This window comes from Colwellia sp. SU-HH01217 (assembly GCF_057543495.1).
Map to the genome: position 1 here is coordinate 199,147 of NZ_BAAJLX010000005.1, position 13,788 is coordinate 212,934.

Annotated in this window: 15 protein-coding genes; 7 read left to right on the top strand and 8 right to left on the bottom strand. The window is 36.0% G+C overall.

What is annotated here, in order from left to right; genetic code table 11:
* Positions 1–12 precede the first annotated feature (12 nt).
* The 5 genes from uppS to rpsB all read right to left on the bottom strand — a co-directional run bounded on the left by uppS (position 13) and on the right by rpsB (position 4,212).
* Positions 13–765: a polyprenyl diphosphate synthase gene (uppS, locus tag AC27G3_RS08740; RefSeq protein WP_487120712.1), complete on the bottom strand. Its 753-nt coding sequence runs from the start codon at positions 763–765 to the stop codon at positions 13–15.
* 148 nt (positions 766–913) lie between these two features.
* On the bottom strand, positions 914–1,471 hold the full coding sequence (frr, locus tag AC27G3_RS08745; RefSeq protein ID WP_487120714.1) for a ribosome recycling factor: 558 nt from the start codon (positions 1,469–1,471) through the stop codon (positions 914–916).
* Positions 1,472–1,590: 119 nt separating this feature from the next.
* Complete coding sequence (gene pyrH, locus AC27G3_RS08750) at positions 1,591–2,331, bottom strand: UMP kinase (protein WP_487120716.1); 741 nt, start codon at positions 2,329–2,331, stop codon at positions 1,591–1,593.
* 186 nt (positions 2,332–2,517) lie between these two features.
* Complete coding sequence (tsf, locus tag AC27G3_RS08755; RefSeq protein WP_487120718.1) at positions 2,518–3,366, bottom strand: translation elongation factor Ts; 849 nt, start codon at positions 3,364–3,366, stop codon at positions 2,518–2,520.
* Between the two features lie 117 nt (positions 3,367–3,483).
* Positions 3,484–4,212: a 30S ribosomal protein S2 gene (gene rpsB / locus AC27G3_RS08760; protein WP_487120720.1), complete on the bottom strand. Its 729-nt coding sequence runs from the start codon at positions 4,210–4,212 to the stop codon at positions 3,484–3,486.
* A 429-nt stretch (positions 4,213–4,641) separates the two neighbouring features.
* Here rpsB and AC27G3_RS08765 point away from each other — a divergent pair, with 429 nt between their 5' ends.
* The 5 genes from AC27G3_RS08765 to AC27G3_RS08785 all read left to right on the top strand — a co-directional run bounded on the left by AC27G3_RS08765 (position 4,642) and on the right by AC27G3_RS08785 (position 10,449).
* A complete protein-coding gene (locus AC27G3_RS08765; protein ID WP_487120721.1) occupies positions 4,642–5,247 on the top strand; it encodes a hypothetical protein in 606 nt (201 codons plus the stop codon).
* A gap of 72 nt (positions 5,248–5,319) precedes the next feature.
* Positions 5,320–6,144: a type I methionyl aminopeptidase gene (gene map, locus AC27G3_RS08770; RefSeq protein WP_487120882.1), complete on the top strand. Its 825-nt coding sequence runs from the start codon at positions 5,320–5,322 to the stop codon at positions 6,142–6,144.
* Positions 6,145–6,224: 80 nt separating this feature from the next.
* A complete protein-coding gene (gene glnD / locus AC27G3_RS08775; protein WP_487120722.1) occupies positions 6,225–8,849 on the top strand; it encodes a [protein-PII] uridylyltransferase in 2,625 nt (874 codons plus the stop codon).
* Positions 8,850–8,895: 46 nt separating this feature from the next.
* Positions 8,896–9,726, top strand: a complete 831-nt coding sequence (gene dapD, locus AC27G3_RS08780; protein ID WP_487120724.1) for a 2,3,4,5-tetrahydropyridine-2,6-dicarboxylate N-succinyltransferase — start codon at positions 8,896–8,898, stop codon at positions 9,724–9,726.
* Positions 9,727–10,050: 324 nt separating this feature from the next.
* Complete coding sequence (locus tag AC27G3_RS08785; protein WP_487120725.1) at positions 10,051–10,449, top strand: hypothetical protein; 399 nt, start codon at positions 10,051–10,053, stop codon at positions 10,447–10,449.
* A gap of 225 nt (positions 10,450–10,674) precedes the next feature.
* Here the strand turns inward: AC27G3_RS08785 and truC are convergent, their stop codons facing one another.
* Complete coding sequence (truC, locus tag AC27G3_RS08790; RefSeq protein ID WP_487120726.1) at positions 10,675–11,481, bottom strand: tRNA pseudouridine(65) synthase TruC; 807 nt, start codon at positions 11,479–11,481, stop codon at positions 10,675–10,677.
* A gap of 16 nt (positions 11,482–11,497) precedes the next feature.
* Here truC and AC27G3_RS08795 point away from each other — a divergent pair, with 16 nt between their 5' ends.
* Positions 11,498–12,673: a DUF3549 family protein gene (locus tag AC27G3_RS08795; RefSeq protein WP_487120727.1), complete on the top strand. Its 1,176-nt coding sequence runs from the start codon at positions 11,498–11,500 to the stop codon at positions 12,671–12,673.
* A gap of 43 nt (positions 12,674–12,716) precedes the next feature.
* Positions 12,717–13,019 carry a DUF3301 domain-containing protein gene (locus AC27G3_RS08800; protein ID WP_487120729.1) on the top strand — a complete coding sequence of 101 codons (303 nt, stop codon included), beginning with the start codon at positions 12,717–12,719 and terminating at the stop codon, positions 13,017–13,019.
* 44 nt (positions 13,020–13,063) lie between these two features.
* On the opposite strand, the gene AC27G3_RS08805 is transcribed toward AC27G3_RS08800, so the two are convergent.
* Together AC27G3_RS08805 and AC27G3_RS08810 are read right to left on the bottom strand one after the other, a co-directional pair.
* Positions 13,064–13,288, bottom strand: a complete 225-nt coding sequence (locus AC27G3_RS08805) for a DUF3955 domain-containing protein (RefSeq protein ID WP_487120731.1) — start codon at positions 13,286–13,288, stop codon at positions 13,064–13,066.
* A gap of 88 nt (positions 13,289–13,376) precedes the next feature.
* Positions 13,377–13,730: a DUF1428 domain-containing protein gene (locus AC27G3_RS08810; RefSeq protein WP_487120733.1), complete on the bottom strand. Its 354-nt coding sequence runs from the start codon at positions 13,728–13,730 to the stop codon at positions 13,377–13,379.
* Positions 13,731–13,788 lie beyond the last annotated feature (58 nt).

Here is a 13,788-nt window from a genome sequence, read left to right on the forward strand (position 1 = left end):
ATTATTGGTTTTTTAAACAGCGTTGACTTGTTCGCCTGTTTGACCGAATCGACGTTCACGTTGCTCAAAAACGGCTAAAGCTTTATTAAATTCTGAAGAGTCAAAATCTGGCCAGAGCACGTCTGTAAAATATAATTCTGCGTAGGCAGCTTGCCAAAGTAAAAAGTTACTAATCCGACAATCCCCACCTGTTCTGATCAGTAAATCTAATTCAGGTACTTCAGCTAAGCATGTTTGTTCAGATAATGACTGTTCTGTAATGCTTTGTAGCTCAATTTCATTAGCTGCAACTTTGCTCGCTAACTTTTTAGCTGCTTGCATGATATCCCAGCGACCGCCATAATTTGCGGCTACCGACAATACCATACCCGTATTGTCTTGAGTTAACTTTTCTGATGCTGCGATTTTTTCTTGTAGTTTTTCAGAAAATCGACTGACATCTCCTATTACTTTAAAACGAATATCATTGTTATGTAGGCGCTTAACTTCTTTGGTTAAAACGTACATAAACAAATCCATTAACACACTAACTTCAGCTTTAGGTCGTTGCCAGTTTTCACTACTAAATGCGAAAAGAGTTAATGCCTTTATTCCAAGTTCTCGTGCATCAGAAACAATTGCTCTAACAGACGAAACACCTGCTTTATGGCCAGAAACACGTGTTTTTCCCTGTAATTGGGCCCATCTTCCATTGCCATCCATAATAATAGCAACATGTTTCGGGAGTTCTTTTTTGGTTTTTTCACCCAATGTAGTGTTACTCATTTAAAGTTCTGTGTTGTTAAATACTTTTGTTCATATATTCGATATATGCATTAAACATACGAAAAGCGCCGTAGTCTTTTATTTATAACCCTCGGCAAAGCAAGGACTAGCATTGAACTACGGCGCTCTCAAATTTTCAATGAAAATATTAAATTTCCATTAATTCAGCTTCTTTTATGGCTAATAATTCATCAACCTGCTTAATAAATGAATCGGTAATTTTTTGAATCTGATCTTCAGCTTGATGTTGTTCATCTTCGCTAATTTCTTTTTCTTTCTCTAATGCTTTAATATCTGAGTTGGCATCACGACGAATATTACGGATAGCAACTTTGCCATTCTCTGCTTCACCGCGAACAACTTTTACTAAGTCTTTACGACGCTCTTCTGTTAATGGCGGTAAAGGAATACGAATTAACGTGCCGTTTGATTGTGGATTTAAACCTAAATCTGATTTTAAAATAGCTTTTTCAACAGCTGCAATCATGCCTTTGTCAAAAACAGTAATCGCTAGACTACGCGCATCAGGCACAGAAATATTACCGACTTGATTTAACGGTGTTTCCATTCCGTAGTAATCAACAGAAATATTATCAAGTAAAGAAGCGTGTGCACGACCAGTTCTTACTTTATTAAGACTAAGTTTATAAGATTCAATACTCTTGCCCATACGTTCTTGAGCATCTTCTTTAATTTCATTTATCAAAATTTTATTCCTTAAAGCATTATATAAACACGAATTTTTGTTATTTTTCTCTTCTAAAACTCGTGTATTAAATAGGGTTAATGATACTAAATATATCGGTAATTAGCTTAGTTAATAAACTAGGTCAAGTTTTTAGCGTGATCTATGGTTGTGCCTTCGTCATTCCCCATAATAACAGACTTTAAAGCACCTGTTTTATTCATATTGAAAACACGAATCGGCATATTATGATCTCGTGCTAAAGTAAAAGCAGCTAAATCCATTACCTGTAATTCTTTTTCTAATACTTCATCATAAGTTAAATGTTTATAAAGTACAGCTTCAGGGTTTTTCACTGGATCTTCAGAGTAAATACCGTCAACTTTTGTCGCTTTAAACACCGCATCCGCTTCAATTTCAATTCCACGAAGACATGCTGCAGAGTCTGTAGTAAAAAATGGGTTACCTGTTCCTGCTGAAAATATAACAACGCGGCCAGACTTTAATAAACTGATGGCTTGCGCCCAGTTATAAGTATCGCAAACACCAGCTAAATCTATCGCAGACATTAAACGGGTATTAACGAAAGCTCTGTGAAGTGCATCACGCATAGCTAAGCCATTCATTACAGTAGCTAACATCCCCATTTGGTCACCAACTACACGGTTCATGCCTGCATCTGCTAAGCCTTTACCACGGAATAAATTACCACCACCAATCACTAAGCCAACTTGAATCCCCATTTCAATGAGTTCTTTGATTTCTTGTGCCATGCGATCAAGAATTTTAGGATCGATACCAAAGCCTTCTTCTCCCATTAGTGCTTCACCACTAAGTTTAAGAAGAATACGACGATAACAAGGTTTGGGATTGGTGCTCATAGTATAAAATTCCTAGCGTGTTAGAGAAAGAGTTCTGTATTAATGTCTGAATGTTAGATTCGAGACAAAAAAATAGCCGCGATCAAATTTGACCGCGGCTATTTTAATACGTTTAGCTGACTATCGAAAGTCTTATACTCAATTAATCATGACTATATGCTAAAAATATTTCAAATTAAAGAAAGATTAAGCTTTAGTTGCTGCAATAGTTGCTTCAACTTCAGCAGCGAAATCTTCTTCTTTTTTCTCAATACCTTCACCCACTTCTAAACGGATAAAGTTAGAAACAGTAACACCTTTTTCTTTTAATACAGCGCCAACAGTTTTCTTAGGCTCCATGATAAAAGCTTGACCTGTTAAAGAAACTTCACCTGTAAATTTCTTCATGCGGCCGTTTACCATTTTCTCAGCGATTTCTTGAGGCTTGCCTTCATTCATCGCGATATCGATTTGGATATTTTTTTCTTTTTCAACAACTTCAGCAGGAACGTCTTCTGGGTTGATGAATTCAGGTTTACTAGCAGCAACGTGCATAGCAATGTGCTTTAACGACTCTGCATCGCCTTCACCAGCAACAACAACACCAATGCTTTCGCCATGGCGGTAAGAAGCTAATGCAGCACCTTCAATGTATTCAACGCGACGTACATTGATGTTTTCACCAATTTTTGTCACTAATGCAATACGTTGGTCTTCAAATTTAGCTTGAAGCTCTTCAACTGTAGCTTTTGACGCAAGAGCAGTATCAGCAACTTCGTTAGCAAATGCTAAAAAGCTTGCATCTTTAGCAACGAAATCTGTTTGACAGTTAACTTCAACTAAAGCAGCAGTACCCGCAGCTTCTTTAATTAAAATAGTACCTTCAGCAGCAATATTACCCGCTTTTTTAGCGGCTTTTGCTTGACCTGATTTACGCATGTTGTCGATTGCTAATTCCATATCGCCATTAGCTTCAACAAGTGCTTTTTTACAATCCATCATGCCCGCAGCAGTGCGATCACGAAGTTCTTTAACCATAGCAGCAGTAACTGACATTGGATAATTCCTCAAATTTTGATACCAATTAAATGGTAAGTAATTCAAACAGTAAAGCAGAAGCTACTTGCCTCTGCTTTACTACGATAGTTCTCAGTAAAAAAGGGGTTCAGCTAATTACTCAGCTTCAACAAAACCGTCTTTTTCAGCTTGAACTGCAATGTTTTGCTCACGACCTTCAAGTACTGCATTTGCTGCAGAATCAAGATATAAAGTAATTGAGCGAATTGCATCATCGTTACCTGGAATGATGTAATCAATGTTGTCAGGATTTGAGTTTGTATCAACAACAGAAATTACTGGAATACCTAGGTTGTTAGCTTCTTTGATAGCAATGTGTTCGTGATCAGCATCAATGATAAATAAAACGTCAGGTAAACCACCCATGTTTTTAATACCACCTAAACTTTTATCAAGTTTTTCCATTTCACGAGTACGCATTAACGCTTCTTTCTTAGTAAGCGCTTCAAAAGTACCATCAGAGCTTTGAGACTCAAGATCTTTTAAACGTTTGATTGATTGACGTACTGTTTTCCAGTTAGTCAACATGCCACCTAACCAACGGTGATTCACGAAGAATTGGTCAGATTTTTCAGCAGCATTTTTAACAGCATCACTTGCAGCACGTTTAGTACCAACAAATAATACTTTACCTTTCTTAGACGATACGTTGTTTAAAACAGCTAAAGCTTCATTAAACATCGGAACAGTCTGTTCTAAGTTAATGATATGAACTTTATCACGAGCACCAAAAATGAACGGCTTCATTTTTGGATTCCAGTAACGAGTTTTGTGTCCGAAGTGAACACCGGCTTTAAGCATATCGCGCATTGAAACGTTTGGCATTTTATTTTCCTTTATGGGGTTAAGCGTTCATACACCCAATATGCACGACTCCTGTGGCTGTTTTACATAAAGTAAATCCAGCTGAGCACCCCGGCATATCTTTATAAGATGTATGTGAGTTTATGTTTAATACCGCCTTTGGCAGCATCTAGTTATTGACTAAATTAACCAACCAAAAATTAAATTTTTAGTAGCAATTAATTTAGCGCGGCACTTTATAACACAAAACCTAACCATTAACCATAAAAACCATCAATTCGTCAGCATTAATTTAAATCGGTATTAAAAAATTTATTAGAACAAGAAATAAGCGAGCGAATGATAAGGACTTCAGTTTCTATGACACTAAAACAATGTCATACTATTTAATTAACGCGTTAAGTTTAATCTATTATTTTTGTACCACATGCAATAGCGAGTCTTTTTTACATGAATACCGAATTATTTTTTATCTATGATAGTCATTGTCCTTGGAGTTATGCTGCTTCTTCACTAGTTAATGTTATTTCAGAAAATTATCCTGACATTAAACTTAACCTTTGGCATTGTGCTCGATATGAGGGTGATGAGTTAGTCAGTAAACAAACCATTGATGATGTGGTTAATTTTAGTGAGTGTAAGTTTTCTTCTCACTACCTCGACAAATTATCGTTAGAAAAAGATTCAACAATTAGTGCGAACCTTCTTGCTTGGACACAAACTAAGGTACCTCATTTAACTCTGCCTTTATTAAATGCTCTTCAAGAAAAGCATTTTCAACAAGGCACTGCACTAACGAGTGAAAGCGACTTTAGCGATATTATTAATGAACTAAAGATTTCACCGCCGAATAAAATATTTAACAATGACAAGTTAACTAAAGAAGCTGAGATGACACTCCATGCTATTTTTGAATTACAAGAAGTTATTCAAACATCTGCTATTCCTGCGGTATTGTTAGCAGTCGGTGATAATTTAACTTTGCTTAATCATAACTTGTATCTACAAGAGCCTTCATCAATAGTTGAAGCGATTAAATTAGAGCTAAACAAATAACGTTCAAAATTTCATTTAGTTGCGCTAAAATATAGAAAATTGCAATGATTAAGCAACTTACTACCTACATTAATAGGTAAACTTACAGACAAAGGGTACGAAAAATCAATGACTATAACTATTAAGAGTCAGGAAGAAATAGAAAAAATGCGTGTTGCTGGCAAACTTGCCGCAGAAGTATTGGAAATGATAGCGCCACATGTAAAAGCAGGGGTAACTACTGATGAGTTGAATACTCTTTGTGCTGATTATACTGAAAAAGTTCAACATGCTATTTCAGCACCACTGAATTATCACAATTTTCCAAAATCTATTTGTACATCTGTAAACCACGTTGTTTGTCATGGTATACCTAACGATGTGCCTTTAGAAGACGGCGATATTATCAATATTGATATTACAGTAATTAAAGATAAGTATCATGGCGACACCAGTAAAATGTTTATTGTAGGCGAAGGTTCACCTGAAGATAATCGTTTATGTCGTATTACCCAAGAAGCCTTATATGTTGGCTTAAAAAAAGTAAAACCGGGTGTTGCTTTTGGTGAAATTGGTACCGCTATTCAAAAATTCATTAAAAAGTCAGGTCGTTATTCAATTGTAAAAGAATATTGCGGGCACGGTATTGGCGTAGAATTTCATGAAGAACCACAAATTGTTCATTATAAAAATAATGACAAAGTAAAAATGGTTGAAGGTATGTGCTTCACTATTGAACCTATGATTAACTTAGGTCGTGCTCAAACCGTTCTTGATAAAGAGGATAACTGGACTGTTACTACAATTGACGGCAAACGTTCTGCACAATGGGAACATACTATTGTTGTTACTAAAACGGGTTGCGAAATTTTAACATTAAGAAAAGAAGAAACACTTCCTCGACTTTTACATAATTAATTTTGCTCGTTTGACTAAACTCATTAACCATGTGATGAACACAACTGTCATCACGTGGTTAACATTAAAGAGACATTACTTTGCAACTCAACTCTATTTTACCTGCGCAATTTCGCGATCCATTCGCTATTTCAACTGAAACACTTTCCGCACTTGATATTTGTCAGTTAAGTCAAAATTTTAATTTGTGGTTAAAAGAACAGTTTTCATTAATAGAAACTGGTGATTTATTAGCTTCAAGAGCTGACTTTGTTGATCACATTCTAGCTAAATTATGGTCTCAACATAAACTTGATGAGTATCAAATTAGCTTACTTGCCGTTGGCGGTTACGGCAGAGGTGAGTTGCACCCACATTCAGATGTTGATTTGTTATTATTAACTCAAGAAAAAATAGATAAAGATTTAGAAGAAAAAATAGCCAGCTTTATTACTCAGCTTTGGGATGTAAAACTTGATATTGGTCATAGTGTTAGAAGTATCAGGGAATGTTTAAAGCAAGCAAGAAAAGACGTTACTGTAGCAACCAATTTAATGGAAATGCGCAGAGTATGTGGAAACGAAGCTCTTACCCAACAACTTCAGCCTTTGCTTAATGATGATGTATTTTGGACATCAAAAAAATTCTTTATTGCTAAAAGAAACGAGCAAGATAAACGACACAAACAATTTCATGGCGCAGCCTACACACTTGAGCCCAATTTAAAAGCCAATCCTGGTAGTCTTAGAGATATTCAAACCATTGCTTGGGTTGCTAAACGTCACTTTGTTGCTGACTCTCTTGAAGAACTCGTTGAACATGATTATTTAACCGAAAATGAATTTTTTGAATTATTAGAGTGTCAAGATTACTTATGGCGTATGCGTTTTGCTCTGCATTTTGTTGCAGGACGAAATGAAAATCGCCTTTTATTTGATTATCAAGCAGACGTTGCTACCTTTCTAGGCTTTGGCGATCAAGGGAAAAATGCCGTTGAACGTATGATGAAACGTTTTTTCCGAATTATTGGCCGTGTGGCCGAGTTGAACACTATTTTATTACAGCATTTTCAACAAGCCATTTTAATCCAAAATGACAACGCAAGAATTACCACCATAGATAATGATTTTTATTATTCCAAAGGATTAATTCAAACGACAAGTTCTCGGGTATTTATGAACCCAGGTAAATTAATGAGAATGTTTTTGTATGTCGCAGAGTACGATCAAATAAAAGGCATACACTCTCAAACCTTACGGTTAATGAGAAATGCTCGACGACGCTTAATTTCAGGCTTAAGTGACTATGCAATTAGTCGACAAGTGTTTATGAAAATCATACGTCACCCTAGAGGATTAGGTTTAGCATTTACCCTAATGCATCGTCATAGTATTTTGTCTGCTTACTTACCTGAATGGCGTAACATTGTTGGACAAATGCAATTTGATTTATTCCATGCATACTCGGTTGATGAGCACAGTTACCGTTTAATTAAAAACCTGTATCAATTTACACAACCTGAGTTTAACCATCAGTTTCCTTTGTGTTCAAAAATCGTTCAACGTAATCGCAAGCCTGAAATACTCTTTTTAGCAGGAATTTTTCATGATATAGCCAAAGGTAGAGGCGGCAGTCACGCTGATTTAGGCGCTGTAGATGCCCTTAACTTTAGTAAGTCTCATAAATTAAATGATCATGATGGACGGATGATTTCATGGTTAGTTAAACACCATTTACTGATGTCGGTAACCGCACAACGTCGTGATATTTCTGATGAAAATGTTATTCGTAAATTTGGTGAAATTGTTCGCGACGAAGCCCACTTAGACTTTCTATATTGTTTAACAGTCGCTGACATGCGAGCAACTAATGAAAGCTTATGGAACAACTGGAAAGCCAACTTACTAGAAGAACTGTACTTTAACACTAAACGCGCTTTTAGACGCGGTTTAGAAAAACCCGTAGATTTACGCTTTAAAATACGAGAAAACCAACGCCAAGCAATTGAGTTACTTTCTCAGGCGAATATAGAAAAAGCAGCCTATGCGCCTTTATGGGAAGAATATAATGCCGATTATTTTTTACGTTACACACCAGAGCAAATTTCATGGCATTGTCAGAATATTTTAGCCCACGATCGCAACAAACCATTAGTATTAATCAGTCCAGTCCCCTACAGAGGGGGGACACAGGTCTTTATTTACACTAAAGAACATTACAACTTGTTTTCTGCAACCGTGTCTTTATTAGCCATAAGAAAGCTATCCATTCATGACGCCAAGATTATTACCAGTAAATCGGGTTACACCATGAATACCTTTGTAGTGTTAGATCAAAGAGGTAAAGCAATTGATGATAAAGGTCGTACTTCTGAAATTGCCAATGCATTAACAAATACTTTAACTAAGCAAAACTTTAATGATATCGAGATGCCGCCACTTTCTAAACGGTTTAAGCATTTTGCTATTCCAACCCGTGTAAGTTTTATTAAAACAAATAATAAACGTGGTTCATTATTGGAAATTTTAACTACCGACATTCCCGGATTGTTAGCGATTATTGCTCGTATATTTAGAGATAACCAAATAAATATACATTCAGCTAAAATAACAACTTTTGGCGAAAAAGCGGAAGACGTATTTACTATTTCAAATATCGATAATCAAGCATTAACTGAACAAGAGAAAGCTGACCTAACCACCAAATTATGTGAAGAGCTGAACTAACCGCTCCCATAAAGAGTTTAACTTTATAATTAAGGATTAAAAGAAAATGAGTGCATTACAAAATATCATTGAAGCTGCTTTTGAAGATCGCAATAACATCTCCCCTTCAACAGTATCAAGTGAAGTAAAAAATGCGGTAGTAGATTCATTAGCTGCTTTAAACGATGGCTCTGCACGTGTTGCTGAAAAAATTGCAGGAGAGTGGGTTGTTCATCAATGGTTAAAAAAGGCCGTGTTATTGTCTTTTCGTATCTGGGATAACACTGTAATTGACGGCGCAGAAAGCACCTTCTTTGATAAAGTGCCAATGAAATATACAAACTATACACAGGCTATGTTTGAAGCAGATGGTGTTCGCGTTGTTCCTGGCGCATCGGTTCGTACTGGTAGCTTTATCGGTAAAAATGTTGTGGTAATGCCAAGCTTTGTCAACATAGGCGCGTATGTTGATGAAGGTTGTATGGTTGATGGTTGGGCAACTGTTGGCTCGTGTGCACAAATAGGTAAAAACGTACATTTATCTGGCGGTGTTGGCATTGGCGGTGTTTTAGAACCTTTACAAGCAGGCCCCACAATCATTGAAGATAACTGTTTCATTGGTGCACGTTCTGAAATTGTAGAAGGTGTAGTCATTGAAGAAGGTGCGGTTATTTCAATGGGCGTATACATTGGTCAAAGCACTCGTATTTTTGATCGTGAAACTGGCGAAGTACATTATGGTAGAGTTCCTGCGGGTTCGGTAGTCGTACCTGGGAACTTGCCTTCTAAATGCGGAACATACAGCTTATATGCCGCGATCATCGTTAAAAAAGTTGATGCTAAAACGCGCGCAAAAGTAGGAATTAATGCGCTACTTCGCTCGGTATCAGAAGAATAATAGCGGAGTTATTAAAAACGCCCTATCTAGCTACACTAAATATAGGGCGTTTTTATGCTGATTTTTATATTTATGACCTGCAGCTACTGCACTGTTAAAATTTTGACACTTCTATAAAGAGCCGTTAATTTCTGCTAAAAGCCTACCAAACGTACAATAATGAAAAAATACAAAATTGTGGACGACTTCATTTTTAATCATATTTTTCAAATAGTTAAGGTGCATTATTTTTCACTTTATCTGTCTATACCAATGTCAAAACTCTAGTTGGCATAACACTTGCGATTCATGAATTAATTACATTAAATATGTTGTAAAAAATTTATGAAGTCATTTAAAATTATTGCCCTACTTTCAATCGTATTATCTGTTGCTGCATGCAGCAATACAGCGCAGTTAACCCAAGATAAAACATTAAGCTACCCTGCTTCGGCTTTCGAGAAATCAATATTTACACCGGCGACTAATCAAACAGAAAAAAAATCGTTTGCCTCTGATCATCATTTAATGATGTCTTTATTAAATAGACCGATGACAGCTGATCAAAAAATGATGTTAGCGTTTGCAAAGCTTAATCAAGATAACAGCCAATCGGTAAGTTTTAATAACTATGTCAGTATACGAGGCGAGAAAGAAAATCATCAACAAGTAAAATTAATCACCCGTTATACAAAGCTTATCGACAATGATATTAACGCTGTAAAAATCAGTGGCTCTCTATAGTAAGATAACCTGAGCTCGGTTTAACAAATAGTTCTCTAGCAGCTATTTTTCCTTACTTCTTCGTTAAATTTCTTGCAATAGGCCAGCTATTGACGCGAAATTTGCCTTGAATTAAGAAAAACTATCAAGCTAAAGTGGAGTAAAATAATTATTTACCTATTTTTCAAACTGTTAACCATCTCTTAAACCGAGTTCAGGTTAAGATAAATTAAGCAAAACGGTGTCTTATAAATTTTCACTCATTTCACACCAATTTAAAGTGTTAAAGACATGCAACCAGTGTGCATCGAACTCAGCTGTGATGGTCATCTTTTTTTGAGTTACCGGATGGATAAACGCTAACTCTTTAGCAATTAACATTAATCGTTTAAAACCAAAGTGTTGGATAAAAAATGGATTTTGCTTATTATCCCCATAATTTATATCACCAATAATTGGATGACGTAAATGAGCAAGGTGGCGACGCAATTGATGTCTTCGCCCTGTTTGTGGGCAACATCTAATTAAAGAATACCTAACACTGTCATATTTTCCTAAGGGGATCGGTAATGATGCTGTCGCCATTGACTTAAAATGTGTAAGTGCTTCTTGAGGCGGTTTATCTCGACTAACTCCTTTATCACCCAACTTATCGAGCTTTTCCTTTAATGGATGGTCAATGGCTCCTTCATCTAACAAATGCCCTCTTGTTAGCGCATAATATGTTTTTTGAATACTTTTACTGCCTTCGTTATGGCTAAAAGCTTCCCCCATTTTTTGAGCAACTTCTTTTGATAATGCAAAAAGTAACACCCCTGATGTTGGCCTATCTAAACGATGAACAGGATAAACATACTGCCCAACTAAATCTCGAACCAACTGCAATGCAAAATACACTTCATCTTTATCCATAAAACTGCGATGCACAAATAGCCCCGCAGGTTTATCTACAGCCACTAAGTAATCATCTTGATACAATATAGTCAGCTGTGGTTTATGCTGTTCATATTCAATTTCAGCTTCGGTTAAAGGGGGGATTTCTTTCTCTGTCATTCTTTGCTCATTTAAATTGACAAATATTTCGCACAAGACAATTATTGCTCGTAGTAAAACGATATTTACCGTGGTGTTAAGAGTTAATTATCTCTATAATATTGGCCAGATTCAATATCAACAACTTATTAAATTTACTATGTCTGAAACGCCTCACTCTCCTGCGAATATTGCAACAATTAGCGAATTACTCGCACTGTCTAACAGCCAGTATCGTATCTATGATTTAGGGCGAAAAATTGACAAAATATCTAAGGAAGAGTTTAACAAAATAGAGTTAAACCAATTACCTTACCCTTATCCTTCTCAAGGGCACGCATTTATTGCTATTGCTTTTTGGCAAAAACAAAATACACAACCTTTTTTGTGGTTTGTAAAACTTCCACTTGATGAGAGAGGTTTACTAAATCAAGGGGCAAGAGATCACTTTATTGCGATTATTATTGACGCTTTAGGATCAGACTTAACCGTTGACCCGACTGAAAAACAGGAAGAGCTGTTAAAAAGTAATCCGTATAACTTTACCCCAGCACAATATAAACTTGCATCGCTTAACAGTAAAATTAAGCGTGAATTAAAACAAGTAAGTAGTGAATATTTACCTTTATTTCAACAATATATTACAGGTGACTTAGGGTGGGATAACTGGCAAAAAATTGCAATTCAAGGCATTAGCGATTTTGCAGTGCATCTTGACAATAGCCAAAATAGCGCGGCATTAGTCGAGGCATTTCCGCATATTGCATCTGAAGTATTAATGCCTTTGTGTGGAGCGCTAGAAAATGAGACATTACCCGTAACACTTATCGATGCAATAGTTGATGCCTATCATCAAACAGCTACGGAACAACTCCAAGTTCAGCAAAGTTTACTTCGTTCGTTAGCTTCTAGTTGCCAACACCCGCATGTAATTGAATTTGCCAAAGAGTTACTCAATAATGACAAGCTAAGTACCGACTTACTAATAATCTTGGCTGGTCGCTGCTGGTTATTATGGCAAAGCCCTGATATGTTAATGTTATATTTAGAACGCTTAATACAATCTAAAGACAATGAGCTTTTTACTGCCATATTTAAAGATTTAGTTGCTATTCCTGTCATTAGACCCAATATATTTCAATGTATGAGAGATCCTAATCGCAGTAATGAACTTGCTCAAGCTATCGGTTTGCTATTTAACAGAGCAGGTTAGTTTTTACTTTATTTACATCTACAAAAGAGAATAACTCAGTAATATGGAAAATATTTATTACTTGCTAGGTTTTTGTTTAATTGGTTGGTACTTCGTTTACATTCGTCAAGTTTCTGAAGCAGCCCTTAAACATTGCAAACACTATTGCGATAACGAGCAATTACAATTTATCGCAATTGCTCGACGCTCAAGTCGGTTTAAGTTTAGTCGGCAAGGCGGCTTACACCTGTTCAGTATTTTTGATTTTGAATTTAGTGGTGATGGTGATTCGTGTTATCAGGGTGTAGTAACTTTGAAAGCGCTGAAATTGTACCGAGTAGAGTTACCCGCTTACCGAGTTCATTAGTTTAAATATTTTTAAGCGAATTTAAAATGCAAAATCCTAAAAAATTACGCTTTAACTAATGAACACCAAACTCGTTGAATAATAAAAAAGCACAAAAATATTCCCCCTAACGCAATACTAATTATACCTAGAGGTAGAAACATGCTTTCATGAAGTACCCCTTCACTATCAACGTATTGGTAAAAATTATTTTCAGCGAAAAGTAGCAACATTCCAAAAACAATTAAAGCTACTGACAAAAAGCTATATTTACTATTTAAAACATTCATATAACACCTAAAAACATCGCTTAAAAATTAGTATAAAACCCAAAAAAAATATCAAGAAAACCAAGTAATATTATTTCTTTTTTATCAATTACTTTTCTACGATAACGTTAAAACCGCCAAAGATCATCCTTTTGCCATCAAAAGGCATTGGGTTGTTTTCTGGCTGCATTCGAGGATCTTCCATAATTTTCATCATATTATCGTCTCTAACTTTCTTTGATGGCCATGTTAGCCAAGAAAAACAAACCGTCTCATCAGCTTTACATTGAACGGCCATAGGGAATGAAGTTAACTCACCTTCTGGCACATCATCTCCCCAACATTCAACGAGAGACAACACACCATATTCTTTAAAAACAGTTGCAGCTTCTGTAGCATGTTTTATGTAAGCTTCTTTTTTATTATTAGGTACCGCTAGAACAAAACCATCAACATAATTCATATTTAATTCCTCATGAGTTGCCAATATACCTTATTGATTAACTGGCGTTAAACTTGAC

Bases quoted from the DNA above. Each gene is read 5' to 3' on its own strand.
- rpsB (WP_487120720.1), bottom strand. From the start codon at position 4,212: ATGCCAAACGTTTCAATGCGCGATATGCTTAAAGCCGGTGTTCACTTC.
- dapD (WP_487120724.1), top strand. From the start codon at position 8,896: ATGAGTGCATTACAAAATATCATTGAAGCTGCTTTTGAAGATCGCAAT.
- AC27G3_RS08805 (WP_487120731.1), bottom strand. From the start codon at position 13,288: ATGAATGTTTTAAATAGTAAATATAGCTTTTTGTCAGTAGCTTTAATT.
- AC27G3_RS08765 (WP_487120721.1), top strand. From the start codon at position 4,642: ATGAATACCGAATTATTTTTTATCTATGATAGTCATTGTCCTTGGAGT.
- AC27G3_RS08785 (WP_487120725.1), top strand. From the start codon at position 10,051: ATGAAGTCATTTAAAATTATTGCCCTACTTTCAATCGTATTATCTGTT.
- AC27G3_RS08800 (WP_487120729.1), top strand. From the start codon at position 12,717: ATGGAAAATATTTATTACTTGCTAGGTTTTTGTTTAATTGGTTGGTAC.
- truC (WP_487120726.1), bottom strand. From the start codon at position 11,481: ATGACAGAGAAAGAAATCCCCCCTTTAACCGAAGCTGAAATTGAATAT.
- pyrH (WP_487120716.1), bottom strand. From the start codon at position 2,331: ATGAGCACCAATCCCAAACCTTGTTATCGTCGTATTCTTCTTAAACTT.
- AC27G3_RS08810 (WP_487120733.1), bottom strand. From the start codon at position 13,730: ATGAATTATGTTGATGGTTTTGTTCTAGCGGTACCTAATAATAAAAAA.
- uppS (WP_487120712.1), bottom strand. From the start codon at position 765: ATGAGTAACACTACATTGGGTGAAAAAACCAAAAAAGAACTCCCGAAA.
- tsf (WP_487120718.1), bottom strand. From the start codon at position 3,366: ATGTCAGTTACTGCTGCTATGGTTAAAGAACTTCGTGATCGCACTGCT.